Below are 26,925 nucleotides of genomic sequence, written 5' to 3'. Positions count from 1 at the left end.
GGTGAGAGCCGATCGCGCGGGTTGCGCGGGGCCACCGCAGGAAGTGCGGTACGTGCGGTAACAGGGAGGACGCGTCTCGTGAGCAGCAGGCCATCCAGAGGCGCTGCTCGCCTCGCCTCAATACTCGACGCCCTCCCCGACGCGCTTCTGTTGGTCAACGGCAACGGCACGGTCGTCAACGCCAACGCCATCGCCATCGAGACCTTCGAGTCGCCGGGGACGGCGTTGGTCGGGCGGGGCCTCTTCGATCTGCTGCCCGCGTTCGACTCCAAGCGGATCCCCGGATCGATGCGCAGCGCGCAGAACACCGACGACGACAACGGCCGAACCAAGCCGACCCGGATGGTCGCGCGGCGTACCGACGGCACGGAGTTCCCCGTCGAGGTGACCAGCGCCAACCTCGAGGACGGCCGCACCCCTTACGACGAGCCGCAGAGCTACACCGGTGACGAGCTGCTGATGCTGGTCGTGCGCGACCTCAGCGGCACGATGGACACCGAGGCCGAACTGGCCCGCCAGCAGCGCCAGACGGAGATGATCCTGCGCGCGGCGGCCGAGGGTGTCGTCGGCGTCGACACCGAGGGCAAGGTCGTCCTCGTCAACCCGTCCGCCGCCCAGATCCTCGGCTACCGGGCGACCGACCTCGGTGGCCAGGAGCTGCACCCGCTCGCGCACCACACGCGCGCCGACGGCACCCCGCTGCCGTACGAGGAGACGCCGCTCGCCGACACGCTGCGGTCCGGTCGCAAGCACCGGGTGCGCGGCCAGGTGCTGTGGCGCAAGGACGGCCGGGCGGTGCCCGTCGACCTGACGACCGCTCCCGTACGGGACGGCGAGCAGTTGGTCGGCGCGGTCATGACGTTCACGGACCGGACCGCGTTCGACGCCGTCGTCGCCCGCAGCGAGCAGTTGCAGGCCGTGCTGGACGAGGCGCTGCGCGGCCCGCTGGCCGAGCTGCGCGGCGAGCTGACGGGTCTGGCCGCCGACCCCGCCGGGCAGTTGTGGCCCGAGGCGAACCAGATCCTGCACCACCTGGTGGCCGGCTACGCGCGCATCACCACGCTGATCGACAACGTGCTGGCCTTCCAGCGGCTCGACCGCGGCGAGGACCGGCTGCGCCGCGAGCCCGTCGGCCTCGACAAGGTCGTCGCGGCAGCCGTCGACGGCGCCATCGAGCTGATCGGCCCGGGACGCGCGCAGTACGCCGTGCACGCGCCGCCGATCGAGGCGGCCATCGACGGCGAGCGGATGTCCCAGGCGCTCGCGCACCTGATCGCGGACGTCGCGGGCGTGGACGCGGCCGGCAACGCCACCGTCATCAGTGGCGGCGGCGACTCGACGATCGTGGTGGCGGCGGCGCAGCGCGGCGATGTCATACGGATCGACGTCCGGGGCCCGCACGCGGGCGGCAACGCGGTGCACCTGCCGATCGCCCGCGGCATCGTGGAGCGGCACGGCGGCGTCCTGCAGACGCACGAAGTGCCGGGCCAGGGCAGCGCGTACGTCCTTGAGGTGCCGCTGGGCTCGGCCGCGATCGCGGCCGCGGGCCGTGCGGCGGCCGCCGCGGCGGTGAAGGACGGGGCGCGCGAGTCCGAGACGACCGTCATGCCGATGCCCGCGAAGCCCGCCCGCGGTACGGGCGCGGGCGCCAAGGCTCCGGCGCCTGGTGCGGCCACGCCTCCGGCGGGCACCGCCGGTGCGAACGGCCAGGAGAATCCCGCGGGCGGAACGCCCGCCGGTGGCATGCCCGCCACGGGCTGGGCAGGCAGCGGCGAACCCGGGGTCGCCGGCAGGGAACGCGCGCCGCGGCCGCGCCGGGCCGGGGACGACGGCGGCACCGTGGTCGCGCCGTGGGCGATCCCGACCGCGGGAGGACCGGACGAGCAGCAGGAGAGCCGCGACCGGAACGAGGGGCACGGCCAGGCGCAGCCGGGCGAGCACGACACGCCGACCGGTCGGCGGCGCGCGCTGCGCCGCCCGCTGCCGGACGAGCCGAGCGCGGGGGACACCGCGGGCGGCGCGGCGGACCTGACGCCGGCCGAGCAGCCCGATCAGCAGAACCACCCGGGGCAGCAGGGCCGGCAGCCCAGCGGTCGCCGGGCCCGCCGGCCGCTTTCCGACGGTCAGCAGCCCGCACCCGAACTTCCCGCGGTGCCCGTCCAGCACGCCCTTCCGGCGGGCGGCGAGCAGGCCGGGCCGCAGGGGTCGCACGGACCGCAGCAGGGGAGCGACGGCAACGGCGCGTCCCTCGCCGGGCAGGAGCCGCCGGCAGGACGTCGCGCGCGGCGGCCCGCACCCTCGCAGCCGGGGGAGTCGGACGGAAACGGGAACGGCAACGGGAACGGCAACGGACCCATTGCCCTGCCCGCCCAGCACGTCCACGAGGTGTCGGCACCGATGCCGGCGGAGGAGCACACCCCCGGCCCGCAGCTCCCCCCGGTCCCGCACCAGGGCGGTCCGCAGGATCAGAACGGCGCGCAGCAGCCCGTGAGCCCGCAGTGGCCGGACGCCGGCCGGCCGGCCGCTCCGGCAGCGCCCGCGGTCGATCCGGGCGCGCAGCCGCAGAACCAGAGCCCGGCCCAGAACCCGGCTCAGAACCAGAACCAGGGCCAGGCTCCGTCCCAGGGGATTCCGGGCCAGGGGCAGCGTGTCCCGATGCCGCCGTCGGGCGGTGTCCCCCAGCCCTACGGCCAGCAGAGCCAGGGCCAGAGCCATGGGCGGGCGATAAGCGTGCGCACGCTCGGCCAGGGCGTCGCGTTCGTCCAGCCCGTCCCGACGCAGGCCCAGCCCCAGCCCCAGCCGCTCCCCGAGCCGTTCCCCCAGCAGAATCCCTCCGGGTCCGGCCGGCGGCGCAAGCTCAACGGACCGCAGCAGGACGACGGCCATGACGTGGAGGCCCGCCCGCACCCGCAGGCGGATCCCGACAGCGGTCAGCTCCCGGTCTCCCGGCCCCCCGCCGCCGCTCCCGCCGAACCGCGGCAGGACGACGGCCGGAGCGACGGCCAGGGCATCGACCATCAGAACACCGACCAGCTCGACCCCGACCAGCAGACGGCGCTGCTCCGTACGGTCGTTCCGGGCCGGGCGTTCGCCATAGGGGCGCCCGCCGAGGGCGACGAGGGCCCCGAGCCGCTCGACGGTCCGAACGGCGCTGTCGAGGTCATCGAGGAGCTGGGGGGCGAGCCCGGCGAGCTGCTGGACGAGCCGCGCAGGCTGCTGGTCTGGCCCGAGCCCGATGTCTCGACGCGTCAGGCGCTGACCGACCGCGGCTACCGTCCGGTGATCGTCCGGTCCCGCGCGGAGGTCGATGCGCAGGTCGCCGAGCCGCCCGCCGCGCTCTTCGTCGATCCGTTGACCGGCCCGATCACCCGGACGGCGCTGCAGTCGCTCCGGCAGGCCGCCGCCGAGGCCGAGGTGCCGGTCCTGGTGACCGCCGGTCTCGGGCAGGCGACCCGCGAGGCGGCGTACGGCGCCGACCCGGCCGTCCTGCTCAAGGCGCTCGCGCCGCGCGACAGCGAGCAGCACCCGCCGCGGGTGCTGCTGATCGAGGGCCACCACGACATCGCCCAGGCGTTCACCGCGACGCTGGAGCGGCGCGGTATGCAGGTCGCGCACGCCTCCTCCGAGGTCGAGGCGATGACGGTGGCCGCGCAGGTCAGGCCGAACCTGGTGGTGATGGACCTGATGCTGGTGCGCCGCCGCCGGCAGGGGATCGTCGACTGGCTGCGCAGCAACGGCCAGTTGAACCGCACCCCGATGGTCGTCTACACGTCCGCGGACATCGAACCGTCGGAACTGCCGCGGCTGGCCTCCGGCGAAACGGTGCTGTTCCTCGCGGAGCGGTCGACGAGTGCGGATGTGCAGTCGCGCATCGTGGACCTGCTCGGCAAGATCGGCTCGTAACCCGGTCCTCGCTGCGGGACGGGGCCGCCTGGCCCCGTCCCGACCGCTGTCACTCCGACTCGGACTCGGCGCCCTTCTCGGCTCCGGAGACGTACGTGACGTCGATCTGCTCCAGCCGGTACTGCTCGCGGATCACCTTCTTGTCGAACTTGCCGACCGAGGTCTTCGGCACGGCCGGGATGATCGCCCAGCGCTCCGGCAGCTGCCAGCGGGCGATACGGCCCGCGAGGAACTCCCGCAGCGCCTCGTACGAGACGTCGGCGCCCTCCTTCAGCACGACGGTGGCCAGCGGGCGTTCGCCCCAGCGCTCGTCGGGCACCGCGACGACCGCGGCCTCGGCGACGTCCGGGTGCGCCATGAGGTGGTTCTCCAGGTCGACGGAGGAGATCCATTCGCCGCCGGACTTGATGACGTCCTTGGCCCGGTCGGTGAGGGTGAGGTAGCCGTCCGGCGTGATGAGGCCGACGTCGCCGGTACGCAGCCAGCCGTCGGGGCTGAACTTGTCGTCGGGGCGCAGCGGCTCGGAGCCGGCGCCGCCGAAGTAGGAGTTGGCGATCCAGGGGCCGCGCACCTCCAGCTCGCCCGCGGACTCGCCGTCCCAGGGCATGATCTCGCCCGCCGGGCCGACCAGCCGGGCCTCGACGGATGCGGGGAAGCGGCCCTGGCTGATGCGGTACGGCCACTCCTCCTCGGGGGTGAGGCCGGCCGGTGGGTGGGCCATGGTGCCCAGCGGCGAGGTCTCCGTCATGCCCCAGGCGTGGCACAGGCGCACGCCGTGCTCCTCGTACGCCTTCATGAGCGAGGGCGGGCAGGCGGAGCCGCCGATGGTGACGGTCGCCATGGAGGAGATGTCGCGCGGCTTGTTGGCGAGCTCGGCGAGCAGGCCCTGCCAGATGGTCGGGACGGCCGCGGCGTGGCTGGGGCGCTCGCTCTCGATCATCTCGGCGAGCGGGCCGGGCTGCAGGAAACGGTCCGGCATGAGCATGTTGATGCCGGTCATGAAGGTGGCGTGCGGCAGTCCCCAGGCGTTGACGTGGAACATCGGAACGACGACGAGGGTCGTGTCGCGGTCCGTCAGCCCCATCGACTCGGTCATGTTGACCTGCATCGAGTGCAGGTAGATGGACCGGTGGGAGTAGACGACGCCCTTGGGGTCGCCGGTGGTGCCCGAGGTGTAACACATGGCGGCGGCGTCCCGCTCGTCCAGCTCCGGCCAGTCGTACGTGGTCGGGCGGCCGGCCAGCAGCTCCTCGTAGTCGTGCACGGCGGGGCGGCAGCCGTCGAGGAGGGAGCGGTCCCCGGGGCCGACGACGACGATGTGCTCGACGGGCTCCAGAGCGGGCAGCAGCGGCGCCAGCAGCGGCAGCAGAGAGCCGTTGACGAGGATGACCCGGTCGGCGGCGTGGTTGACGATGAAGGTCAGCTGCTCGGTGGGCAGCCGCAGGTTCAGGGTGTGCAGCACCGAACCCATGGACGGGATGGCGAGGTACGCCTCGACATGCTCCGCGTTGTTCCACATGAGGGTCGCGACCCGCTCGTCCCGGGCCACCCCCAGCCCGTCGCGGAGGGCGTTCGCGAGCTGGATGGCCCGGACACCGATCTCGCGGAAGGAGCGGCGGTGCGGCTCGGCGTCCCCGGTCCAGGTGGTCACCTGGGACCGGCCGTGCACCAGAGCGCCATGGACCAGGATGCGGGTGACGGTCAGCGGTACGTCCTGCATCGTGCTCAGCACCGGAAGCCTCCACGGGTTACGTGCGGGTAAGGTCCCGGTGATTCTGCTTCCATACCAGTCGGTATGTCACTACCTGGCGCGCAATTCGGGGTCATCCCGCAATTTCCCCAGCGCCCGGGAGACCGCGCTCTTGACCGTACCGACCGAGACACCGAGGGCCTCCGCCGTCTGTATCTCGCTCATGTCCTCGTAGTAGCGCAACACCACCATGGCGCGTTGCCGGGCGGGAAGCCGGGAGATGGCGCGCAGCAGCGCGTCGCGCTGGGCCTGCTGCTCGGTGTGGTCGGGGGCGGTGGACAGCGGCTCGGGGACGTCCTCGGTCGCGAATTCGTCGATGCGGCGCTTGCGCCACTGCGAGGTGCGCGTGTTGACCAGCGTGCGGCGGACGTAGCCGTCCAGCGCCCGATGGTCGTCGATGCGGTCCCATGCCAGGTACGTCTTGGTCAGCGCGGTCTGCAGCAGGTCCTCGGCGTCACACGGGTTCGCGGTGAGCGAGCGCGCGGTACGCAGCAGCGTCGGGCCCTTGGCCCGGACGTAGCTGGAGAACTGCATCGTGCTGGTGCTGGTGCACACAGGCGTGGTCATGCCCTCAACGCTATGAGCGCCGCCCGCCCGGCGGATCCGCCGGAGGTGCCGAAGCGGGATCACCCTGAAGTCGTAGGACGGGGGCTGTCCCCACCTCCCCTGGGCGGACCCGCCCCTGAGGAAGACAGGGCCTCGGGTGGGGTCGGGAGGTGGGGTCGAGGTGGCCGCGGGTGGGCTCCGCGTGACCGCGGGTGGGAGTCGGGGTGACCGCGGGTGGGGTCGGGGTGACCGCGGGACCGGGCGGTCGCTATCCGATGACGGCGACCGGGGCGTCGATGAGGTCGCGGTCGATGTCGATCGTCCGGCCCCCGTACGTCTCGGTCACGTTCCCCACGTACTGGTGGATCCGGCTGTGCGGCTGCCAGGCGTCGGCGGGGAGCACCGGCTCGTCCTCGAGCGTCGGCGTGACGTTCCAGCGGGCGTACCACAGGATGGTCGGCAGGTCGGGGACGCCGGCGGCGCGGGCCTGCTCCATGTGCGTGATGCCGGAGTCCGCGCTGCTGTAGAAGCCCGGAATGTAGCCGAGCCGGCGCACCTCCTTGTCCCAGGCCTGGACGAAGGCGAGCGTCGGCGCCGTACAGGCCGAGGTGCGGATGTCGTACGACTCCATGTCCAGGTACAGGGCGCTGTTCTCGACGAAGCCGAGGTCATGGGCGCGCTGGACGGCGTCCTTGGCCTCGGTCGTGCCGCTCTGCCCGGGGTTGGCCGTGTCGATCGAGTACGCCTTCTTCGCGCTGCTCATCGCGCAGGGGGACTGCGAGCCCACATAGATCGGCAGGATGCTCCAGCCCGTGGTGTTCACGCTCCGCACCCAGGAGGGGGTGAGGTTCGATTGTTTCGCGCAGGCGCGGGCCCGGCCGCCGAAGTACACGCCGACGGCGCCGTACGGGGAGGTGCCGTGCCAGGCCTGCAATGTGTCGGCGGTCGGGGTCTCGCAGGTCTCGAAGCCGGTGCCCTGGAAGGTCCGGGCACCCTGAAGGGAGTCGGCGGCGGAGTCGGCGGAGGTGTCGGCGGAGGTGTCGGCCGCGGCGACCGTGCCGTTGACCAGGCAGGCCAGCGTCGCCACAGCCGCCAGGAAGGAGAGGACATATCGGTTAATCCGGTTTGTTCCACGCATGGCGCGAGTCAACGCGCCACCCGCGGCGGCCCCGGGCAGACACGCCCGCCCCACCCCCCATTCAGCCGTCTGCCGACAGCACCAGCCCCGAGGTTGGAACACCCGTTCCCGCGGTGATCAGCACGTTCGAAGCGCCCGCCACCTGGTTGACGCTGCTCCCGCGCAGCTGGCGGACCCCCTCGGCGATGCCGTTCATGCCGTGCAGATACGCCTCCCCGAGTTGGCCGCCGTGGGTGTTCACCGGCAGCCGGCCGTCGATCTCCAGACCACCGCCGGCGGCGAAGTCCGCCGCCTCCCCCGGCCCGCAGAAGCCGAACTCCTCCAGCTGCATCAGCACGAACGGCGTGAAGTGGTCGTAGAGCACGGCCGTGTCGATGTCGGACGGCGTCAGCCCGGAGGTGCGCCACAGCTGGCGGGCGACCACCCCCATCTCCGGCAGCCCGGTCAGATCGTCCCGGTAGAAGCTCGTCATCTGCTCCTGCGCGCGGCCCGCGCCCTGCGCCGCGGCGGCGATCACCGCGGGCGCGTGCCGCAGGTCGCGGGCCCGCTCCGGCGACGTCACGACGATCGCCTGGCCGCCGTCCGTCTCCTGGCAGCAGTCCAGCAGCCGCAACGGCTCGACGATCCAGCGCGAGGCGGCATGGTCGGCGAGGGTGATCGGCTTGCCGTGGAAGTACGCGGCGGGGTTGTTCGCGGCATGGCGGCGGTCGGCCACCGCGACCGGGCCGAAGGCCGACGGATCGAGACGGTAGGCGTGCAGGTAGCGCTGCGCCGCCATGGCGACCCACGACGCGGGCGTGAGGAGGCCGGACGGCAGGTTGGCGCCGAGCGCCACCCCTTCGGCGGAAGGGTCGCGCTGCTGTACCCCCGACCCGAACCGCCGGCCGGACCGCTCGTTGAACGCGCGGTAGCAGACGACCACGTCGGCCACCCCGGTCGCGACCGCCATGGCGGCCTGCTGGACGGTCGCGCACGCCGCCCCGCCGCCGTAGTGGATGCGCGAGAAGAACGACAGCTCACCGATGCCGGCCGCTTGGGCGACCGTGATCTCCGGGCTGGTGTCCATGGTGAACGTGACCATGCCGTCGACATCGGCGGGGGTCAGCCCGGCATCGTCCAGAGCCGCCCGCACGGCCTCCACGGCGAGCTTCAGCTCGCTGCGGCCGGAGTCCTTGGAGAACTCCGTCGCCCCGATGCCGGCGATCGCGGCGCGGCCGCCGAGGCTGTCGCGGTTGCGGACGCTCATGCGGTTGCCTCCGGGGTCGGGAGCATGACGGTCACCGTGCCGGTGACGTGATGGCCGAGCTTGTTGACGCCGAGGACTGCGATCTCGACAGCGGTCTCAACGGCGGTCTCAACGGTGCTTCCGGAGGTGCCGGCTTCGACGGACGTCACCTTGCCGGTCAACACCATCTCGTCCCCCGGATAGTTCGGCGCGCCCAGCCGGATCCGCACCGCCCGCAGCACCGCCCCGGGCCCCGCCCATTCGGTGATGTAGCGGCCGACCAGGCCGTTGGTGGTGAGGATGTTCATGAAGATGTCCGGCGAGCCCTTCTCCCGGGCGAGCTCCACGTCATGGTGCACATCCTGGAAGTCGCGCGAGGCGATGGCGCCCGCGACGATCAGCGTGCGGGTGACCGGGACGCGCAGCGGCGGCAGTTCCTCACCCGCCCGCACGGAACGGACCGGCGTACCGACCGGGGACTGCGTCATACGGCCTCCTCCTTGCCCAGCAACACACCCAGTTCGGCGAGGACTTCCGCGCCCCCGCCCAGATACGCGTCCAGCTGCCGTCCCCACAGGAAGTGCCGGTGGACGGGGTGTTCGAGGTCCGCGCCGATGCCGCCGTGCAGATGCTGCCCGGCGTGGACGACCCGCTTGCCGCCCTCGGACGCCCACCAGGCGGCGGTCAGGGCGTGGGAGGCGGCGGGCAGATGGTTGTCGAAGCGCCAGGCCGCCTCGTAGGCGGTGACGCGGATCGCCTCGGTGTCCATGTGCGCGTCGGCGGCGCGCAGCAGCACGCCCTGGTTCGTGGAGAGCGGACGCCCGAACTGCTCGCGCACCGAGGTGTACGCGACCGCCCGCGCCAGCGACCCCGCGCAGACCCCGGCCTGCAGCCCGGCGAAGGCGGTACGGGACCGCGCGAGAACCTCCTCGTACGCGGACCCGTCACCGAGCGGCTCGGCGGGCGTGCCGTCCAGCACGAGCCGGGCCGCGGCCCAGGGGGCGGTTGTTTCGACGGGCTCGACGGGCTCTGCGCCGGCGGATGCCGGCAGCCAGAAGAGCCGTGTCCCTGTGCCGGTCGCGGCGGGGACGAGGACGTGCGTGGCCTCGCGCAGCCAGGGCACGACCGGGAAGGTGCCGGTCAGGCGCCAGCCGTCACCGCTCGTGACGGCGCGCGCGGTCCGGTGCGGGAAGGCGCCGGTGGCGACGTACGAGCCGTCGCGCAGACCGGGCAGCAGCCGGGCGCGCTGCTCGTCCGTGCCGTGTGCGGCGACCGGCAGCAGACCGTACGCGCAGGTCGCGGCGAGCGGGATCCCGGCGGTCCTGCGGCCCGCCTCCTCCAGCAGCAGCACCAGGCCCAGCAGCCCGATCTCCTCGACGGCGGCCACCAGTCCGGCCTCGCACAGCGCCTTCCACGGCTCGGCGCTGCGGTCGAGTATCTCGGCGGCCAGATCACGGGCCGCCTGCTGCTCCTCGGTGGGAGTGAAGTCCATGTCAGTCCTCCACCGAGCGGAATACGGGCAGCGTGAACTCGCCGTCGACCGTCAGGAATTCGAGCGTCACGGGCAGCCCCGCGCGCACCTTGTCGTACGGCACTCCCGTGACGTTGCCGAGGATGCGCACGCCCTCCGCCAGCTCGACGAGGGCGACCGCGTACGGCGGGTCGAAGGCGGGGAACGGCGGATGGTGCATGACGACGTAGCTGAAGACGGTGCCTTCGCCCGCGGCCCGGACGGTGTCCCAGTCCGGGGAGCCGCATGCGTTGCAGCCCGGCAGCCACGGCAGCCGCAGCGTGCCACAGCCGGAGCAGCGCTGGATGAGCAGCTCGTGCCGCTCCAGGCCCTCCCAGTAGGCGGCGTTGTCGCGGTTGATCACCGGGCGGGGGCGCTGCGCGGCGGGCTTGGGGGTGGTTGTGGCGGTCTTCGTGGTGTTCGCGGTCTTCGCCGGCGTGTATTTGAGGATGCGGAAGCGGTGGGTGCCGCAGAGCTCGCCGTCCGCGTGGACGTCCATCCGGGTCGTCACGAAGTGGCCGGTGCCGAGCTTGGTGGTCTTGCGCGGCGATATGGACTCGATGACGGCGTCGAACGTGATCCGGTCGCCCGGACGCAGTGGCCGGAGGTACTCCTGCTCGCAGTCGGTCGCGACGACCGAGGTGTAGCCGGCCCCGTCGAGGAGCGTGAGGACCTCGTCGTAGGCGCCGGCGCGCGCGGTGCCCGCGGTGTGGCCGGAGAGCCCGCCCATGGTCCACACCTGGAGCATGGTGGCGGGGGCGGAACCGTCGGCGGGGACCGGGTGGCCCATCGCCTCGCACCAGTGCCGGATCATCGGCTCGTTGACCGGATCCTTGCCCTCGCCGCCGGCCGCGGCGATCTGCCCCACATGGACCTTGAGCCGCTCGTACAGATCGTCGGCCGCTGCTCCGCCCGTGCCCGCTTCGCCCGTCACCGCTTCGTCTGCCACCGGTCCGCCCGTCACCGCTTGCTCCTCTTCATCCCGAGCCGCATCGTCGCGACGATCTCCCGCTGGACCTCGCTGACACCGCCGCCGAAGGTGTTGATCTGCGCGGCCCGATTCATCCGTTCCAGCTCTCCGGCCTCCCCGCCCCTGATGAGCGCGGTCTCCCCGACCGCCTCCTGCAGCGCGCGGTAGATCTCGATCGCGCTCTCGGTGCCGGCGAACTTCACGCCGGACGCGTCGCCCGGGGTGAGGGTGCCCGCGCCGACGTCCTGGACCAGGCGCCAGTTGAGCAGCCGGGTCGCGGAGAGCCGGGCGTGGGCCTCGGCCAGCCGGGACGCGACCCAGGGGGTGTCGATCCGGCGGGCGCCGTTCTCGTCGGGCGTGCGGGCGCTCGCGAGCGCCGCGTCGTAGAAGTCCTCGGCCTGCATGCCGATGGCGGCCAGCGCGACCCGCTCGTGGTTGAGCTGGTTGGTGATCAGCGACCAGCCGGCGTTCTCCTCGCCGACGAGGTTGCCGTACGGGACGCGGATCGCGTCGTAGTACGTGGCACTGGTGGTCTGGCCGCCGACGGTGTGGATCGGGGTCCAGGAGAAGCCGGGGGCGTCGGTCGGGACGAGGATGATCGAGATGCCCTTGTGCTTGGGCGCCTCCGGGTCGGTGCGGCAGGCGAGCCAGATCCAGTCGGCGCCCTGGGCGTTGCTGGTGAAGGTCTTGTTGCCGTCGATCAGCCACCCACCGGCTGCGCCGGAAGCTTCTCCCTCGGCGGGTTCTCCCTCGTCAGGTTCTCCCTCGGCGGATTCTCCCTCGTCAGGTTCTCTCTCGTCGGGTTCTCTCTCGGCCTCGCTCCGAGCCTCGTCCGGTCCGGTTCTGATGGCGCGGGTGCGGAGGGAGGCGAGGTCGGTGCCGGCGTCCGGCTCCGTGTAGCCGATCGCGAAGACGCAGTCGCCGGAGAGGATCCGGGGGAGGAAGTACGCCTTCTGCTCGGGCGTCCCGTACTTCATCAGGGTCGGGCCGACGGTGTTGAGCGTGACCATCGACACGGGGGCGCCGGCCCGATAGGACTCGTCGAAGAACACGAACTGCTCGTCGGGGCCGCGTCCCTGTCCGCCGTACTCGGTGGGCCAGCCGAGGCCCAGCAGGCCGTCGGCGGCGATCCGTTTGAGGAGGCCGCGGGCGAGCGGACCGCCCGGCGGCTCGGCCCGGAGCGCCTCGCGGGTCTCCTCAGGTATCAGGCGGGTGAAGTACTCGCGCAGCTCGGCCCGGAGCTGGTGCTGGCGCGGGGTGGGGGCGAGGTGCACGGCGACGGCCTCCACGGGTTCGCAGATTTCTGACTGACCGTCAGATTCTCCGTCCCGCCCCGCCCTGTCAAGGCATGAGAAGTTGTCCACAGGCTGTGGACAAAAGTTCACGACCGCTGACCGGGCCGGCGCCGCGCCACCGAACCATCCTCCCGGGAGAACGCGACCGCGCGACGGCACTGAGCGTGCCGCCGCGCGGTCGTGTCACTGATCCGGTCAGCGCCGGCCCGTCACTACGGTTCGGCGAAGTGCCCGCGGGCCCGTCACCACAGTTCGGTGAAATGCACGTTCACGTTGCTCTGCTCGATCGCGGTGAATCCGGAGCCGTTCACGCTCGCGGTGTTGTTCTGGTTCGAAGCGCCCGATCCGCTCGCGCCCTGCTGGGTCGTGGTCACATTCCCGTGGTTCGAACCACCCACGTTCCCACCGGAGTTGCTCACGATGGTCGCGTTCGAGTGGCCGCCGGCGAAGGCGCCGTTGTCAGCAGCTGCCGTGCCCGCGAAGAGCACCGCGGCGAGGGGGAGTGCCGACACCGCAGCGAGGACGCGGAAGGTACGGATGCTTGCCATGTTGTTCCTCCAGGGAACCGAGAACGGGGGTGTGCGGGACGGTTGGCCGACCGCTCCGCCGACTGGTACGACGTCGCCGGAATCAGAGTTGCCCACGCAATCCCCGGCGAACCAGACCAGACGGCCTATTTAGCTCGCAAGCGTGACGATCTGTCGACAAACCCTCAAAGTGCCCGCGAAATACCCTTCATCCTCTTTTCTCCGGCCTCTCCGCCGCCCCACAAGAGCTGAAACGTTCAGGCAGATTTTCGGCCAACCTTCGCGCCAACCGCCCGCCTCGGCCGATCGCCCACCTGCGCCCTCTCCCCTTTTTCGAACGTGCGTACGAAACTGGATCCATGGCCCCTTCCGTCCTGCACGCCGCCGCGCTCGCCAACGCCCTGGCCGCCGCTTCCCGACAGCTGGCGGTCATCCCCCTGTCCCGCACCAAACTCCCGGCCGTGCGCTCCCCGCACCGCGGCGAATCCCCGCCCGTTCGCTGCCTGGGCGAATGCGGCACGATCGGCCACGGCGTGCACGACGCCACCACCGAACCCTTCGCCGTCCGCGCCCTGTTCGCCGCCGCCCCCTGGGCCACCGGCTACGGCATCGCCTGCGGATGCGCCCCGCACCACCTCATCGGCCTCGACCTGGACGTCAAGAACGGCCTGGACGGCGTCACCGCCCTCGCCGCTCTGGCGCGCGAACACGGCTTCGCCGTCCCGGAGACCGTCACCGTCCTCACCCCCAGCGGCGGCCGCCACCTGTGGTTCACCGGCCCTGCCGGTGCCGCCGTCCCCAACTCCGTCGGCCGGCCCGGCACCGCCCCCGGACCCGGCATCGACGTCCGGGGCCACGGCGGCTACCTCGTCGGCCCCGGCTCCGTCACCAACGCCGGCCGCTATCGGCTGGCGCCGCGCTCCCCCGGCCTCCCGGCGGCTCCGGTCCCCGCCCGGCTGCTCCGCCTCCTCACCCCACCGCCGCCCCCGTTACCCCGGCGCACCACCCACCACCGCGCGCTCGCCCTCCTCCAGTTCGTCCGCGACTCCCCGCGCGGCCAGCGCAACACGCGCCTGTACTGGGCCGCCTGCCGCGCCTACGAATCCGGCCACGGCGAATCCCTCGCCCCCGCCCTTATCGACGCCGCCACCCGGACCGGCCTCCCCCGCCAGGAAGCCGCCGCCACCATCGCCTCCGCCGCACGCCAGGCTGCGCCATAATTCGAACACGTGCTTGAATTACCGAGCTGCGGCGGACACCCACCCGCCGCGCGCACCGCCCTGCGCCGGCTCGCCGCTCCACGGAGTCCGCCGAGAAACGACCACCCGGGCCACGGCACCGGACCCCATGAGAAGCGTGACGAACGAGAGGGCGCGGCCATGAGCGCGGACGGGCCCCGGTACCTGACCGATCGGCAGGAGCAGATCGCGAAGGTCATCGTCGAGTGGACCGACCTCTACGGCTATCCGCCGACCGTCCGGGAGATCGGCGCGGCCGTCGGCCTGCGCAGCCCCGCAACGGTCGCCCACCACCTGGAGATCATGGAGAGCAAGGGCGTCCTGTCCCGCGTCCCGGGCCGCCACCGCTCCTACCAGGTGCACCGGTTGTGAAAGAGAACGACGAAGGGGCGCCCGCACATTGCGGACACCCCTTCGGTGAAGCGGTCCTTCGCTGAGCTGCTGCGGAGGATGTGAGATTCGAACTCACGGTGACATCGCTGCCACGACGGTTTTCAAGACCGTTCCCTTAGGCCGCTCGGGCAATCCTCCCGCGCCCCGCCCACCTGCGGTGGAGCGGCTACAGCCTAACGGGTCGGAGGGATGGCCAGGGTCAGTTCTTCTCGTCGCCGTCGCGCTTGCCCAAGGTGAGGGTTGCCGTGGCGGTCTTGCCGCCTCGGGTGTAGGTGACGGTGACCTTGTCGCCGGGCTGGCGCTGCCAGATGGCGCCGATGAGGGTCTGTCCGCTGTCGATGACGGTGTCGTCGAACTTGGTGATGATGTCGCCGGGCTTCAGGCCCGCCTTGTCGCCGGGGCCGCCGGGGACGACGGCCGGGTTGCCGCTGTTGCCGTTCTCCGTGACCTTGGCGCCCTCGCCGCGGTACTGGGTGTCGAGGGAGACGCCGATCACCGGGTAGACGGGCTGGCCGGTCGCGATGAGGTTGGTCGCGACGCGCTTGGCCTGGTTGATCGGGATGGCGAAGCCGAGGCCGACGCTGCCCGCCTGGGTCTGGCCGTCGCCGCCGCCGGCGGACTGGATGGCCGAGTTGATCCCTATCACCGCGCCGTTGGCGTTCAGGAGCGGTCCGCCGGAGTTGCCGGGGTTGATCGAGGCGTCGGTCTGGATGGCGCTCATGTACGAGGCGCTGGCGCCCTGTCCGTCGCTGGAGGCGACCGGACGGTGCATGGCGCTGACGATGCCGGTGGTGACGGTGCCGGAGAGGCCGAAGGGGGCACCGATGGCGATGGTGGCGTCGCCGACCTTGGTGCTGTCGGAGTCGCCGAGCGGGATCGGGTCGAGCCTGGCGTCACCCGCGTTCTTCAGCTTGATGACGGCGACGTCGTAACCCTGGGCGCGGCCGACGACCTCGGCGTCGTACTTCTTGCCGTTGGAGAACGTCGCGGTCAGCTTGCCGCCGTCGGCGGCCGGGGCCACCACGTGGTTGTTGGTGAGGATGTGGCCCTGCTTGTCGAAGACGAAGCCGGTGCCGGTGCCGCTCTCGCTGCCGCCCGACGCCTCGATCGTCACGACGCTCGGCAGCGCCTTGGCGGCGATGCCGGCCACGGAGTTCGGCGCGCGGTCCAGGACCTTGGGGTCGGAGGACGAACTGACGGTGGTGGAGTTGGAGTTGTCCTCGTGCTGCGCGGCCCAGTAGCCGACGCCACCGCCGACACCACCGGCGACCAGCGCGGCCACCAGCACCGCGGCGACCATCGAGCCCATGCCGCGCGGCTTGCGCTCGGCGGGCGGCGGTACGGGCACGTGGGCGCCCCACACCGGGCCGCCGGGACCGCCCGGGTGGCCGGGCTGCGGGACCGCGCCGGCGTACTGCGGGAACTGCGCCGTCTGCGGAGCGCCCGCGTACGGCTGCTGGGCGTGGGCCTGCGACGGGTCGGGCGCCACGTTCGGAACGGCCGGCGGCGTGGCGTACGGGTCCGCGGCGGCGGGCTCACCGTACGCGGCGGACGGCGCGGACTCACCGTAGGGCGTGGCCGCGGGCTCCCCGTACGGCGTGGCCGCGGCGGGCTGCTCGTACGCGGCGGACGCCACGGGCGGGGTGGGATCGCCCTGCGACACGGAGGCCGGGGACGGAGCGGGCAGGGCGTCGGTCACCGGCGCGGCGGGAGCGGGGATGTCGGCCGGCACCACGGGCAGGACGGCGGTCGGGGGCTCGGCCGGAGGCGCGGGCGGGGCGGCGGGAGCGACAGGTTCGGCCGGGAGGGCCGCCTTCGAGAGTTCGCCGTGCTCCGGCGCGACCGACTCCGCGCCGGATTCGGGCGCAGCCGGGACCTGGCCGGCCTCGTTCTCGGTGCTCACAGCGGTTCTCCTATTGTCAGAGCGCGGGTGTCAGGCTGGACACAGCATTTCCCACGCGGTGTCGGACCGCCGTAAGCGGTAGCTGTGTATGGCCCGCGTATGGAGCCGGGGGTGTGGCGGTGCCCAGGCGCGCGCGGTCGGCTTTCCACCGCGACGCGCAGCGATGGCACCATAGCCCGGTGACTTCTGCTCATGCGGTCCGGGATGCGTTCCCGGGCGGGAACCCGATCCAGGTCGTCGCCCACAGGGGGGCGTCCGAGGACGTACCCGAACATACGCTCGCGGCCTACCGCAGGGCCATCGAGGACGGCGCCGACGCCCTCGAATGCGACATCCGGCTGACGGCCGACGGCGAACTGGTCTGCGTGCACGACTGGCGCGTGAACCGTACGTCCAACGGCCGCGGCGCGGTCTCGTCCATGGAACTGGCCGATCTCGCCACCCTCGACTTCGGTTCGTGGAAGGGGCAGCACACCGACGGCGAGGCCCCGGACACCACCGACGACGAGCGCAGCAGCGTGCTGACCCTGGAGCGGCTGCTGGAGCTGGTCGCGGACACCGAGCGACGCGTCGAGCTGGCGATCGAGACCAAGCACCCCACCCGGTGGGCGGGGCAGGTCGAGGACCGGCTGCTGGAACTGCTGCGCCGCTTCGGCCTCGACGCCGCCCCGCCGCCGGGGGAGCACTCGGCGGTGCGCGTCATGAGCTTCTCGTCCCGTTCGCTGCGCCGCGTGCACACGGCGGCGCCGGCGCTGCCGACCGTCTATCTGATGCAGTACGTGTCGCCGCGGCACCGCGACGGGCGGCTGCCCGCCGGGGTGCGCATCGCCGGTCCGAGCATGCGGATCCTGCGGGCGAATCCGGGGTATGTCGCACGGCTGCACCGGGCCGGGCACCAGGTCCATGTCTGGACGGTGAACGAGCCGGCGGACGTGGACCTGTGCGTGCGGCTGGGGGTCGACGCGATCATCACCAATCGACCGAAGCAGGTGCTGTCCCAATTGGGGCGGTAAATAACGGTATTACGGGGAGTGCACCGGCGCGTTCGGACCGTGTTCGACCGATGTGAGTGCCCCAATAGATCGCAGTTGGCTTGTTTCCGGTCCAGTCCAAGGGGGCATTCATCCCGTGGCGTGGGGTGAAGGAGGTCTCGGGGGTGGCGTTGGTGGTGGCCCAGGAGGTGCCGACGTCCTCGACCATGGCCCTGTCCCATGGTCCGATGGGCGTGGCGGAGGCACGGCGCAGGCTCCGCAGGGAGCTGTGCGCGCACGAGGTGCCGGAGCCGGTGGTGGACGACGCGGTGCTGATCCTTTCGGAGTTGCTGAGCAACTCCTACCGGCACGCGCGTCCGCTCTGCGACGGACTGGACGAGGGATCCGGCAGGGCCGATGCCGTGGCCGACCCCTGCGGCATCCGCGCCGCGTGGCGGCTCGGTGACGACGGCCTGCTCAGCGTGGAAGTGACGGACGGCGGCGGCCCGACCCGCCCGCTGCCGGCCAGCCCCTCGCTCACCGCACGCGGTGGCCGCGGCCTGGGCATCGTCAACAACCTGTCCCTGCGCTGGGGCGTGCGGGACGGGCCCGGCGAGGTCACGGTATGGGCGCTGCTGCCGGTCAGAAGCCGGCACGCGCGGCGCGACGACCTGGCTCCGCGGCTGGACATCCCGATCGACTTCGCGGACCCGTTCGACGATCTGCCGTAGCGGTCCGGCTCAACGGTCTCCACGCTTCGGCTCAACGGTCGGGCTCGACGTTCCGACCCCTTCGGCCCGGCTCAGGCCCAACACCGGCCCGACTCCGGCCGGCGGTTATTTGCCACCCTTTCCCGGATCCGTCGAAGGTTTCCCCCGCGCGTTTCCGGCGTGCGGCCCGTCGAGCGCTAGGCTCACGGCCGAAACGTAGCCGTACCGGGAGAGATCGAGCCATGGCCAAGAAGCGCCCGACGAAGACGAATGCCCCGCAGATCGTCGACGGGGAAATCCCAGTAGTCGGCGCGCGGGAGCCGTGCCCCTGCAACTCCGGCCGCCGGTACAAGGCGTGCCACGGCCGCGAGGCCTCGCACGCGGTGACCGAGCTGGTCCTGCGGCCCTTCGAGGGGCTGCCCGGCGAATGCGACTGGGTGGCGCTGCGCGAGCTGGTGCCGGCCGCCACCGTCGAGCTGACGCTCAAGGGCGGGCTGCCCGCGGATGTGCCGTCGCTGACGCTGGCGACCGTGCTGCCGATGGCGTGGCCGGGGCTGCGCCGCGACAGCGGCAAGGTACTGCTGGGGCTGCAGAACGACACCGCCTCCGGCGACCTCAGCCGCGGTCTCGCCGACATCCTGCAGCGCGCGCTGACCGCCGAGCCGGGCACGCCCATCGAGGGCGCGCGCACGGACGGCGACGGACCGCGCATGCAGGACCTGCTGGACCTGGACGCGCCGTTCGAGCCGGTGGTCCACACCGGGTTCGAGTTCTGGCTGGAGAACGCCGGTGACGCCTCCGGCGACATCGCCGCCTCGCTGGAACGCGCCAACGCCGCGGCCATCCCGACCGTCCGGCTGTCCGGCGTGGACGCCGCGTACTGGTGCGAGACGCCGGACAAGAACCACCTGCGCTGGGTGATGTCGCACCCTGAGGAGCAGCTGCTCGACGCCATGGCGCGGCTGCACGCCGCCGGGGCGTCCTCGCTCGGCGACAACACCCGCCTGGTCGGCTCGTTCCGCGCGCACGGGCTGGTCGTCCCGGTATGGGACCTGCCGGTGGGGATGGGGGCGGACGAGGTCGAGAAGCCGGCCGCCGCGTTCGGCGAGCGGCTGCTGGAGGCGCTCGGTTCCACCGCGCCGCTGACCGGGGACGAGCGACGCGCCCGCAGCGGCTTCATGAACCGGCAGATCACGCTGAGCTGAGCCACCTCGCGGCGGTCCGGTCCATGGGATGGGCGTCCGGTCCCGGAGTCGGGACCGGACGCCGCTCCCGACTCCAGGAATGAGTGACTCCGGTCACAACTCCGGCCGCCCACCGGTAATTACGCCTTCCGCTTCCTTCTCGCGAATTTGCGTACGGAAGAAACCTTGTTACCGTTTAAACAGCCCGGTCGCTGGTGCATCCCCCGTCGCCAGCGACCGGGTTTTGCCATGTCCGGATCAGCCCTCACCAGGCCATGTCCGGAAGTTGATCTACTGTGGCTGATTTTCTGTTCAGCTATTGCTACCGATTGCTACCGGCTCGTAGCAGCATTCGCTCACTTCCCGCCGAAGCGAACTCCGCAACCGCGCTGTACTCCTGCGCCACACCATCATCCGGCGAAACATCTTTCACCGTCCGTTCGCGCGGGGTCTCGCACGAACCCGGACCGTTCGCCGCCCCGATCGTGCACTCCACCCGCACCGTCCGGCCGTCCGGCCGCATCAGGATCAGTACGCCGCCGAGCGGGCCGCCGGTCGCATTGCGGTAGTACGTACGCGCCCACGTGTCGCCGGCCACCGCGATGGTGCAGGTCTGCGCCTGGATACCCTCGGGTGAGCTCAGTTGGGGCCCGCAGGACACGACAGGGCGCAGCGCGGCGGAACCGTCGGACGACCCGGTGGACGCTCCGGTGGACGACCCCGCGGACGACCCGCTCGGGGCGGCCCCGGTGGTCGTGGAACCGTCGGAGGCCGGTCCGAGCGCCGGGAGCAGCCCGTCGACGGGCCCCGCACCGGGGCCGTCCGCCACCCCGGGCACGGACTGCGGCCGGTCGCTCCGCGCGGCGCGGGCCGGCGGACCCGCGGGGCCGGCGGGACCGGCGGTGGCGGCGGCCAGCGGCAGCACCACCGCGAGCGCGATCACGCTGGTGAGGGCGATCATGCGCAGATTCGGGGCGCGCTCCATCGGGTTCCACCTGTCAAGGATTGCGGCTGGTGCGGTGCGCCGAACATATCGGGCCCATCACGCCAAAAGGAGAGCCGTTGCCCCGTATACCGGGCAACGGCCCCTTGCTGCGACCCGAACGAGTGACGCCGTCAACCGAGCGCAGCGCCCCGGCCGCAGGGCGGCGCCCTGAGTACGTTCAGTACGTGAGGTGCGTCCCGTCCGGTGCCGTCCGGCCGGCGCGGACGAGGGTGTCCACGATGAGCGCCACGCCCGGCAGCCACGGCGACGTGGTGCCCTCGTCGACCACCGGCGGCCGGATCCACCGCAGTTGCCCCGCGCTGGTGCTCGACGGCGGCAGCGCCACGTAGCCGCCCTGCCCGTGATAGCGCAATGAGCTGGGCACCCATTCGTGGGAATCGAGCAACTCGCCCAACTCCTCCAGGGAGTACGGGGCGACGAGCAGGACGAAGCGGGTCGGGGTGGCCATCACCGGGCCGAGCCGGACGCCCAGCCGGTCGAGGGTGTCCAGTGCCCGCGCGCCGGCCACGGCCGGCAGGCTGACCGCCGAGACGCGGTCGCCCGTCGCGAGCACGACGGGCGCGTCGGGGCGGGCCGTCCACCACCAGCGGACCATCCGCGGGTCGCGGGTGGCGGCCATGAGTCCGGGGTCGTGCGGGTGCACCCCGGGTACGGGGCAGTCGGGGCGCGGGCAGGCGCACGGCTGCGCGCCCGCCGCCCGCCAGGAACCGCGGCGGTCGTACCCGACACCGGGCACCACCGGCCATTTCCACTGTTCGGTGTAGGTGAGAACCGCGCTGAGCAGCGCGGACTGGCCCCTCCATCGGAACGAGAGCTTGCGTCGCCTTCCGAGGATCTCGCGCATAGCGCAAAGTTCCTTTCCGTTAACGCTCAGAGGATCTGCCCATGACACAACGTAATCTCGAGCACACCGCTTACAAGGCAGCGCATCACGCTGCTAGCCGAGCGTGGAACGTGGCGAGGGGTGGCGCACGCATGGCGCTTGCTGTTCTGTCTGCCGCGCTGTGCGGTTCCGCTGGGTGTGGGAACACCCCGCCACTCGGGGGTAGGCCGGCCGTCATCTACTAGTAGGACGCTTGAGCCAGACACCGGGTTCCTACCCACCACCGTGAATATGACGCGCTGTTGGACGGCATCAGTCGACCGTCAATTGTCTTCGGGTGTGGTCATTTTCGGCCAAGCTTTCGGAGCACGACACCACTCCTTCTACCAGCACAATCCTGGACATGCCCACGATCAGGCGTGTACAAGTGGAAACCTGGTAGCGGCGCAGCACGATCTGGGGGTTTGCGATGCTATTGACGCAATTGACCTGCTTCATCAAGCCCCGTACGCGAGTCGGTAAAAATCCTGAATCGCTGACAAATAGCACTGTTCGTCGCTCAGGCCGTGATCTCACGGGAAGCCGTCGGCCATGAGCACCACCCGGGTGCCAAAAGTGGCCGGAACCAAGCCACCCATTCCCGCCGCGCCACACACTTCCGCCCCTGCGGCCGAATGCCGCCCCGTGGATCGGCTCGCAGCCGTCCAGGACCGGCTGGCCTGCTGGATCTCCGATCTCACCACACTTCACGAGCTCACCGAGCGTCTCGCCCGCACCACCGGCCTCGACGAGGCGCTGCGCGAAGTGCTGCGCGCCGGTGCCGCGTTGGTCGGCGCCCGCCGTGGTCTGCTCGTGCTGGAACCCGCCGACCGGCTCGGCCCCGACACCACCGTCGGCCTCGGCCTCGGCCACGCCGACCTGGGCACCATCGAGACCGTGCCGCACGGCGCCGCCTCCTACGGGATCCTGATCGACGGCCCCGACGAGAGCGCCGCCGACATCGGCGACAGCGCCCAGAGCTCCGACGGCGCCGAGGGCATCGAGGGAACCGACGGCGCCGCTGACGTCCTGGACGCGAACGCGCCCGCGAAAGCGTCCGGCGGCACGGAGAGCGACGGCCGCGTGGGCCGCGGCGAGATCATCCACCCCGATCTGCCGCACGAGCCCGGCCTCGACCCGCGCCACCGCGAAGTCGCCGCGCACCTCGGCTTCGACGCCAGCTACGCGCTGCGACTGACCACCGAGCGGACCGGCCATCTCGCCGCGGCCGTCTGGCTCTACGACGAACCGGCCGAGCCGGTCGAACGCCAGCGCCATCTCGTCGGTCTCTACGGCCGGTACGCGGCCGAACACATCGCCCGCCAGCTGGAAGTGACCCGCGCCCGCACCACCGTCGCCACCCTCGCCGAGGAGTTGCTGCCCGCCCGGCTGCCGCGCGTCGCCGGCGTGCGGATGGCCGTACGGCACCACACCGGGCCGCGCGGCGGCGGCGACTGGTACGACGCGCTGCCGCTCCCCGAGGGCGCGCTCGGCCTCGCGGTCGGCGGCGTCACGGGCTCCGGGCCGAGCGCGGTCGCCGCGATGGGTCGGCTGCGGGCCTCGCTGCGGGCCTACGCCGTTATGGAGGGCGAGGACCCGGTCGCCGTCCTGTCCGACCTGGAGCTGCTGCTGCGGCTCACCGAGCCCGCCCGCTCGGCGACCGCGCTGTTCGCGTACGCGGAGCCCGAACGCCACAAGCTCGTGATGGCCGGCGCGGGACACTGCCCGCCACTGATCATCGGCGAGCACCGGCTCGAATACGTCGAGACCTCGCTCTCCGCCCCCCTGGGCATGCTGAGCTGCTGGGAGGCGCCCAGCGTCGAGGTCCGGCCGGAGCCGGGCGAGACGCTGCTGCTCTACACCGACGGCCTGCTGCACCGCACCGGCGAACCGATGGACCGCGCGCTGGCCCGGCTGCACGCCGCCGCCCAGAGCGCGCCCCGCGCCACCCGCGACGACCCGGACCTGCTCGCCGACCACGTGCTGCGCACCGTGCTGCCGGACGGGCTCGACACGCTCGACAGCCCGGAGGACGTCGTCCTGCTCGCCGTCCGCTTCGACTGAACTCCCACCCGGCCACCCGCCGGCCGGACACACGACCAGGACGTGACCAGGCACACATTCAGGAACAATCCGGGTAGAGCGGACCCCACCAGGTCCGCTTTGCCGCACTTGGTGACTTAAGCCCCCTGTAGTGGACCTTCCGTACGCACATACGATGGATCGGTCTATTGCGAGGAGGCAGGACGTGTCCGAAGAGGTCGAAGCGGCCGAAGAGCAGCCGATCAAGCAGCGTAAGAACGGTCTCTACCCCGAGGTCTCCGACGAGCTCGCCGAGCTGATGAAGTCCGACTGGGCCGACACCGAACTGCACGACCTGCAGCCGATCGCCCAGGCGCCCCACGCCGCCCGCCGCCGGGCCGCGCTGTCCGCCCGCTTCCCGGGCGAGCGGCTGGTCATCCCGGCGGGGAACCTCAAGACGCGCTCCAACGACACGGAATACCCCTTCCGCGCGTCCAGCGAGTACGTCCACCTCACCGGCGACCAGACGCAGGACGCCGTCCTGGTCCTGGAGCCCGCCAAGGGCGGCGAGGGGCGGCACGACGCCACGGCGTACCTGCTCCCCCGCTCCAGCCGCGAGAACGGCGAGTTCTGGCTCGACGGCCAGGGCGAGCTGTGGACCGGCCGACGCAACAGCCTCGCCGAGGGCGCCCAGCTGCTCGGCCTGCCGTGCGCGGACGTCCGCGAGGTCGTCGCGCAGCTGGCCGTGGCGACCGGCCCGGTCCGGGTCGTGCGCGGCTATGACGCGGCCGTCGAGGGCGCGCTGACCGACAAGGTCACCGCCGAGCGCGACGCCGAGCTGAAGGAGTTCCTCTCCGAGCTGCGGCTGGTCAAGGACGAGTGGGAGATCGGCGAGCTGCAGGCGGCGGTCGACTCCACCGCCCGCGGCTTCGAGGACGTCGTCAAGGTCCTGGACAAGGCCGAGGCGACCTCCGAGCGCTACATCGAGGGGACGTTCTTCCTCCGCGCCCGCGTCGAGGGCAACGACATCGGCTACGGCTCGATCTGCGCGGCAGGACCGCACGCCACCACCCTGCACTGGGTGCGCAACGACGGCCCGGTCCGCTCCGGCGAACTGCTGCTCCTGGACGCCGGTGTGGAGACCCACAGCCTCTACACCGCCGACGTCACCCGCACCCTGCCGATCAACGGCCGGTTCAGCGACATCCAGCGCAAGATCTACGACGCGGTCTACGAGTCGCAGTCGGCGGGCATCGCGGCGGTCAAGCCCGGCGCCGCCTACCGCGACTTCCACGACGCCTCGCAGCGCGTACTCGCCGAGAAGCTCGTCGAGTGGGGCCTCGTCGAGGGCCCGGTCGAGCGGGTCCTGGAGCTCGCGCTGCAGCGCCGCTGGACCCTGCACGGCACCGGCCACATGCTCGGCCTGGACGTCCACGACTGCGCGCAGGCGCGCACCGAGACGTACGTCGACTGCGTGCTGGAGCCCGGCATGGTGCTGACCGTCGAGCCCGGTCTGTACTTCCAGGCGGACGACGAGTCGGTGCCGGCCGAGTACCGCGGCATCGGCGTCCGCATCGAGGACGACATCCTCGTCACCGCCGACGGCAACCGGAACCTGTCGGAAGGGCTGCCGCGCCGCTCGGACGAGGTCGAGGCGTGGATGGCCGGCCTCAAGGGCTGACCCACGCGACGCGTGACATGTAATCCGCCTCGGGCGCCGCGGTCCGGCACCCGGGGCGGTTTACTGACCGCCGTGACGACAACCGACCCCGCGCTGCGCGCCATGGCCCATCCGGTACGGCTGCGCATGCTGTCCTTGATGTGGGCCTCCCCGCTCTCCGCGGCGGAGCTCTCCCGGGAACTGGACATCTCGCACGCGCTCGCCAGCCAGCATCTGCGCCGGCTGGACGCGGCCGGCCTCGTCGAGCTCAGCGAGGTCCGCTCCCACCGCGGCGGCAGGGAACGGCGCTACCGCACCGTGCACGGCACCCCGCTCTCCGACCGGCAGGACGGCACCCCGCTGCTCGCCGAGGCGCTCGCGCACAACCTGCGGGTCCGGGCCGCCCGTCGGGCGCCGGGGCAGGAGGGCGTGACCTCGGACGCGGAACTGTGGGTGGCGCCCGAGGCCTGGGACACGTTCCGTACCCGCACGGCGGAACTCCTCGCCGACCTGCACGAGGCCGCCCGCGCCCCGCACACCCCCGGCTCGGTCCTGCTCGGCGCCACGGTGATGGCGTTCCTCCTGCAGGCAGAGGAGGAGGCGGAGGAGGGCCCTGCCGCCCCTTAGCGCCGGCAGGCCTCGTTCAGCTCAGGACGCCTTGAGCAGCGAGTCGTCCCGCCACTTGAGGACCTTGTCGATCGTCACCACAGCGCCCCGGCCCGGCCGGTTGTGGAAGTGGACGTGGTCCACCAGCGCCTCGATGAGAAACAGTCCCCGTCCGTCCTCGGCGTGCCGGCCCTTCATGGCCAGCGGACGGGCGAGTTGGTGGCGTGGCCGGTCGGGCGCGAAACCCGGACCGGAGTCCGCGATCTCGATACGGCAGCGGTCGCCGTCGATGCGCGCCGTCACGCTGTAGTCACCCTCGCCCGCGTGTTCCACCGCGTTCGCACAGGCCTCGGACAACGCCACCGACAGGTCGTAACAGATCTCCGGATCCACACCGGCGGTCTGCATCGTCCCCAGCAGCAGCCGTCGGGCGAGCGGAACGCTCGCGGCCTCGCGCCGCAAGTGGAGAGACCACCAGATGCTCATGCTCCAGCCTCCAGGCCGCGGCTCGACTTACGGATACCTATAGCCACGAATTGCGCCCCGTAAGCGTCCTCTTGACGTGATGCCGCTCATTCGGCGGATGTGGGACCCCGGCGTACAGGTGTAAAAGGACGAGTCGGCCGCACCCCCCGCAAGCCGGACACCCCCCGTATGCGCCCGTTCGGAGCGGTGAGAGGATGACGCCCGTCATGGCTTCCCCTTCCCTCGTTTCCCCCACGCGCGCGGGCGCCGGGCTGCGACTGCTGCGGGCCACGCTCTTCACCGCGGTCTGTGTCGTGCTGTCCGCGGCCGGGCACGGACTGGCGTCCCGCAACGGGGTGCCGGTGGGGGCGTTGGTGGTGGGCAGCCTCGCGGTCTTCGCCGTCGCCGCGCCGCTGGCCGGGCGGGAACGGTCGCTGCGGGGGATCGCCACGACACTCGCTCTGGGGCAGCTCGCGCTGCACGCCGTGTTCGGCGCGGGACAGGCCTGCGCGGAACCCGCCACGGGTCAGAACGGCGCCGCCGGCGTCATGGCACTGGCCGGCCGCCTGCTGTGCGGCAGCCACACCGCGGGCACGGCCCTCACCCAGCAGAGCGCGGAACGGATCGTCCGCCACGCCGGAATCGACCCGGCGTCGGCGATGTCCATGAGCCCTGTCACTCGATCGGGTGACGCCGGCATGCACTCGGCGATGGCGTACTCGCTGCCGATGCTGCTCGCCCACCTGTTCGCCGCGCTGGCCACCGGTTGGCTGCTGCAGCGCGGCGAGGCCGCCCTGTGGCGGCTGGTGGGCCTGTCGGCCGACGTGCTGCGCGGCGCGCTCGGCGCGCTGGTGCGCGTCATGGTCGCGGAATCGGTCGACGGCCGGCTCCGCGCGCTCCGGCCGCGCCGGTTCGCCGCCGGGCAGATTTTGGCGGGAAGCGTACGGCTGCGCCACAGCATGGCGCGGCGCGGGCCACCGGCCTACGCCCTGGCGGTCTGACGCGAGCGGTCTCCACCGGTCCGGTTTCCACCGGCCACGG

At 72.1% G+C, this 26,925-nt stretch carries 23 protein-coding genes and 1 tRNA gene; 10 read left to right on the top strand and 14 right to left on the bottom strand.

Annotated elements, in window-relative coordinates:
- The first annotated feature begins 78 nt into the window (after positions 1 to 78).
- Positions 79 to 3,903 carry a hybrid sensor histidine kinase/response regulator gene (locus tag AC07DC_RS08885; protein ID WP_478913286.1) on the top strand — a complete coding sequence of 1,275 codons (3,825 nt, stop codon included), beginning with the start codon at positions 79 to 81 and terminating at the stop codon, positions 3,901 to 3,903.
- Positions 3,904 to 3,952: 49 nt separating this feature from the next.
- Here the strand turns inward: AC07DC_RS08885 and AC07DC_RS08880 are convergent, their stop codons facing one another.
- The 9 genes from AC07DC_RS08880 to AC07DC_RS08840 all read right to left on the bottom strand — a co-directional run bounded on the left by AC07DC_RS08880 (position 3,953) and on the right by AC07DC_RS08840 (position 12,885).
- A complete protein-coding gene (locus AC07DC_RS08880) occupies positions 3,953 to 5,635 on the bottom strand; it encodes a long-chain fatty acid--CoA ligase (protein WP_478913284.1) in 1,683 nt (560 codons plus the stop codon).
- 69 nt (positions 5,636 to 5,704) lie between these two features.
- Positions 5,705 to 6,220 (bottom strand): SigE family RNA polymerase sigma factor, encoded by a 516-nt coding sequence (locus AC07DC_RS08875; RefSeq protein WP_138359153.1) that lies wholly within the window; start codon positions 6,218 to 6,220, stop codon positions 5,705 to 5,707.
- A 247-nt stretch (positions 6,221 to 6,467) separates the two neighbouring features.
- A complete protein-coding gene (locus AC07DC_RS08870; RefSeq protein WP_478913282.1) occupies positions 6,468 to 7,337 on the bottom strand; it encodes a DUF1906 domain-containing protein in 870 nt (289 codons plus the stop codon).
- A gap of 61 nt (positions 7,338 to 7,398) precedes the next feature.
- Complete coding sequence (locus AC07DC_RS08865) at positions 7,399 to 8,583, bottom strand: lipid-transfer protein (RefSeq protein WP_478913280.1); 1,185 nt, start codon at positions 8,581 to 8,583, stop codon at positions 7,399 to 7,401.
- Positions 8,580 to 9,050, bottom strand: coding sequence for a MaoC/PaaZ C-terminal domain-containing protein (locus AC07DC_RS08860; RefSeq protein WP_478913278.1), 471 nt, complete (start codon positions 9,048 to 9,050; stop codon positions 8,580 to 8,582). The genes AC07DC_RS08865 and AC07DC_RS08860 overlap by 4 nt, the downstream gene beginning before the upstream one ends.
- Positions 9,047 to 10,054, bottom strand: a complete 1,008-nt coding sequence (locus AC07DC_RS08855; RefSeq protein ID WP_478913277.1) for an acyl-CoA dehydrogenase family protein — start codon at positions 10,052 to 10,054, stop codon at positions 9,047 to 9,049. The genes AC07DC_RS08860 and AC07DC_RS08855 overlap by 4 nt, the downstream gene beginning before the upstream one ends.
- A 1-nt stretch (position 10,055) precedes the next feature.
- Positions 10,056 to 11,036 (bottom strand): bifunctional MaoC family dehydratase N-terminal/OB-fold nucleic acid binding domain-containing protein, encoded by a 981-nt coding sequence (locus AC07DC_RS08850; protein ID WP_478913275.1) that lies wholly within the window; start codon positions 11,034 to 11,036, stop codon positions 10,056 to 10,058.
- Entirely contained in the window at positions 11,033 to 12,316 is a 1,284-nt protein-coding gene (locus tag AC07DC_RS08845) for an acyl-CoA dehydrogenase family protein (RefSeq protein WP_478914080.1), read from the bottom strand. Before AC07DC_RS08845 ends, AC07DC_RS08850 begins: the two co-directional genes overlap by 4 nt.
- Positions 12,317 to 12,579: 263 nt before the next feature.
- The gene (locus AC07DC_RS08840) at positions 12,580 to 12,885 is read right to left on the bottom strand and encodes a hypothetical protein (RefSeq protein ID WP_478913274.1); all 306 of its coding nucleotides are present in this window, start codon (positions 12,883 to 12,885) and stop codon (positions 12,580 to 12,582) included.
- 338 nt (positions 12,886 to 13,223) lie between these two features.
- On the opposite strand from AC07DC_RS08840, the gene AC07DC_RS08835 reads away from it, so the two are divergent.
- Positions 13,224 to 14,084 (top strand): bifunctional DNA primase/polymerase, encoded by an 861-nt coding sequence (locus AC07DC_RS08835; RefSeq protein ID WP_478913272.1) that lies wholly within the window; start codon positions 13,224 to 13,226, stop codon positions 14,082 to 14,084.
- Positions 14,085 to 14,243: 159 nt separating this feature from the next.
- Positions 14,244 to 14,474 (top strand): LexA family protein, encoded by a 231-nt coding sequence (locus AC07DC_RS08830; protein ID WP_478913270.1) that lies wholly within the window; start codon positions 14,244 to 14,246, stop codon positions 14,472 to 14,474.
- A gap of 72 nt (positions 14,475 to 14,546) precedes the next feature.
- Here the strand turns inward: AC07DC_RS08830 and AC07DC_RS08825 are convergent.
- Positions 14,547 to 14,633: transfer RNA gene (locus AC07DC_RS08825), tRNA-Ser, on the bottom strand.
- A 61-nt stretch (positions 14,634 to 14,694) separates the two neighbouring features.
- Positions 14,695 to 16,398, bottom strand: coding sequence for a S1C family serine protease (locus tag AC07DC_RS08820; RefSeq protein ID WP_478913269.1), 1,704 nt, complete (start codon positions 16,396 to 16,398; stop codon positions 14,695 to 14,697).
- 179 nt (positions 16,399 to 16,577) lie between these two features.
- On the opposite strand from AC07DC_RS08820, the gene AC07DC_RS08815 reads away from it, so the two are divergent.
- The 3 genes from AC07DC_RS08815 (at position 16,578) to AC07DC_RS08805 (ending at position 19,284) form a co-directional block, all read left to right on the top strand.
- A complete protein-coding gene (locus AC07DC_RS08815; RefSeq protein ID WP_478913267.1) occupies positions 16,578 to 17,411 on the top strand; it encodes a glycerophosphodiester phosphodiesterase in 834 nt (277 codons plus the stop codon).
- Between the two features lie 143 nt (positions 17,412 to 17,554).
- Positions 17,555 to 18,100, top strand: coding sequence for an ATP-binding protein (locus AC07DC_RS08810; RefSeq protein WP_478913265.1), 546 nt, complete (start codon positions 17,555 to 17,557; stop codon positions 18,098 to 18,100).
- 221 nt (positions 18,101 to 18,321) lie between these two features.
- Positions 18,322 to 19,284, top strand: a complete 963-nt coding sequence (locus AC07DC_RS08805; RefSeq protein WP_478913263.1) for a DUF5926 family protein — start codon at positions 18,322 to 18,324, stop codon at positions 19,282 to 19,284.
- A 301-nt stretch (positions 19,285 to 19,585) separates the two neighbouring features.
- On the opposite strand, the gene AC07DC_RS08800 is transcribed toward AC07DC_RS08805, so the two are convergent.
- A complete protein-coding gene (locus tag AC07DC_RS08800) occupies positions 19,586 to 20,248 on the bottom strand; it encodes a hypothetical protein (RefSeq protein ID WP_478913261.1) in 663 nt (220 codons plus the stop codon).
- A 178-nt stretch (positions 20,249 to 20,426) separates the two neighbouring features.
- Positions 20,427 to 21,113: a bifunctional DNA primase/polymerase gene (locus AC07DC_RS08795; protein ID WP_478913259.1), complete on the bottom strand. Its 687-nt coding sequence runs from the start codon at positions 21,111 to 21,113 to the stop codon at positions 20,427 to 20,429.
- 570 nt (positions 21,114 to 21,683) lie between these two features.
- On the opposite strand from AC07DC_RS08795, the gene AC07DC_RS08790 reads away from it, so the two are divergent.
- The 3 genes from AC07DC_RS08790 to AC07DC_RS08780 all read left to right on the top strand — a co-directional run bounded on the left by AC07DC_RS08790 (position 21,684) and on the right by AC07DC_RS08780 (position 25,440).
- Positions 21,684 to 23,195, top strand: a complete 1,512-nt coding sequence (locus tag AC07DC_RS08790) for a PP2C family protein-serine/threonine phosphatase (protein WP_478913257.1) — start codon at positions 21,684 to 21,686, stop codon at positions 23,193 to 23,195.
- 184 nt (positions 23,196 to 23,379) lie between these two features.
- Positions 23,380 to 24,834, top strand: a complete 1,455-nt coding sequence (locus AC07DC_RS08785) for an aminopeptidase P family protein (protein WP_478913255.1) — start codon at positions 23,380 to 23,382, stop codon at positions 24,832 to 24,834.
- Between the two features lie 72 nt (positions 24,835 to 24,906).
- Positions 24,907 to 25,440 carry an ArsR/SmtB family transcription factor gene (locus AC07DC_RS08780; protein ID WP_478913253.1) on the top strand — a complete coding sequence of 178 codons (534 nt, stop codon included), beginning with the start codon at positions 24,907 to 24,909 and terminating at the stop codon, positions 25,438 to 25,440.
- A 21-nt stretch (positions 25,441 to 25,461) separates the two neighbouring features.
- Here AC07DC_RS08780 and AC07DC_RS08775 read toward each other — a convergent pair whose 3' ends face one another.
- The gene (locus AC07DC_RS08775; protein WP_478913251.1) at positions 25,462 to 25,905 is read right to left on the bottom strand and encodes an ATP-binding protein; all 444 of its coding nucleotides are present in this window, start codon (positions 25,903 to 25,905) and stop codon (positions 25,462 to 25,464) included.
- A gap of 206 nt (positions 25,906 to 26,111) precedes the next feature.
- On the opposite strand from AC07DC_RS08775, the gene AC07DC_RS08770 reads away from it, so the two are divergent.
- Positions 26,112 to 26,885 carry a hypothetical protein gene (locus AC07DC_RS08770; protein ID WP_478913250.1) on the top strand — a complete coding sequence of 258 codons (774 nt, stop codon included), beginning with the start codon at positions 26,112 to 26,114 and terminating at the stop codon, positions 26,883 to 26,885.
- Positions 26,886 to 26,925 lie beyond the last annotated feature (40 nt).

The sequence above is a fragment of the Streptomyces sp. NPDC045021 genome (assembly GCF_056432645.1).
This window is presented reverse-complemented; position numbering and strand designations above follow the sequence as displayed.

What these genes read in the sequence shown, in the direction of transcription:
- AC07DC_RS08875 (WP_138359153.1), bottom strand. Translation starts at nt 6,220, where the DNA reads ATGACCACGCCTGTGTGCACCAGCACCAGCACGATGCAGTTCTCCAGC.
- AC07DC_RS08870 (WP_478913282.1), bottom strand. Translation starts at nt 7,337, where the DNA reads ATGCGTGGAACAAACCGGATTAACCGATATGTCCTCTCCTTCCTGGCG.
- AC07DC_RS08865 (WP_478913280.1), bottom strand. Translation starts at nt 8,583, where the DNA reads ATGAGCGTCCGCAACCGCGACAGCCTCGGCGGCCGCGCCGCGATCGCC.
- AC07DC_RS08860 (WP_478913278.1), bottom strand. Translation starts at nt 9,050, where the DNA reads ATGACGCAGTCCCCGGTCGGTACGCCGGTCCGTTCCGTGCGGGCGGGT.
- AC07DC_RS08855 (WP_478913277.1), bottom strand. Translation starts at nt 10,054, where the DNA reads ATGGACTTCACTCCCACCGAGGAGCAGCAGGCGGCCCGTGATCTGGCC.
- AC07DC_RS08840 (WP_478913274.1), bottom strand. Translation starts at nt 12,885, where the DNA reads ATGGCAAGCATCCGTACCTTCCGCGTCCTCGCTGCGGTGTCGGCACTC.
- AC07DC_RS08835 (WP_478913272.1), top strand. Translation starts at nt 13,224, where the DNA reads ATGGCCCCTTCCGTCCTGCACGCCGCCGCGCTCGCCAACGCCCTGGCC.
- AC07DC_RS08830 (WP_478913270.1), top strand. Translation starts at nt 14,244, where the DNA reads ATGAGCGCGGACGGGCCCCGGTACCTGACCGATCGGCAGGAGCAGATC.
- AC07DC_RS08805 (WP_478913263.1), top strand. Translation starts at nt 18,322, where the DNA reads ATGGCCAAGAAGCGCCCGACGAAGACGAATGCCCCGCAGATCGTCGAC.
- AC07DC_RS08800 (WP_478913261.1), bottom strand. Translation starts at nt 20,248, where the DNA reads ATGGAGCGCGCCCCGAATCTGCGCATGATCGCCCTCACCAGCGTGATC.
- AC07DC_RS08795 (WP_478913259.1), bottom strand. Translation starts at nt 21,113, where the DNA reads ATGCGCGAGATCCTCGGAAGGCGACGCAAGCTCTCGTTCCGATGGAGG.
- AC07DC_RS08790 (WP_478913257.1), top strand. Translation starts at nt 21,684, where the DNA reads ATGAGCACCACCCGGGTGCCAAAAGTGGCCGGAACCAAGCCACCCATT.
- AC07DC_RS08775 (WP_478913251.1), bottom strand. Translation starts at nt 25,905, where the DNA reads ATGAGCATCTGGTGGTCTCTCCACTTGCGGCGCGAGGCCGCGAGCGTT.
- AC07DC_RS08770 (WP_478913250.1), top strand. Translation starts at nt 26,112, where the DNA reads ATGGCTTCCCCTTCCCTCGTTTCCCCCACGCGCGCGGGCGCCGGGCTG.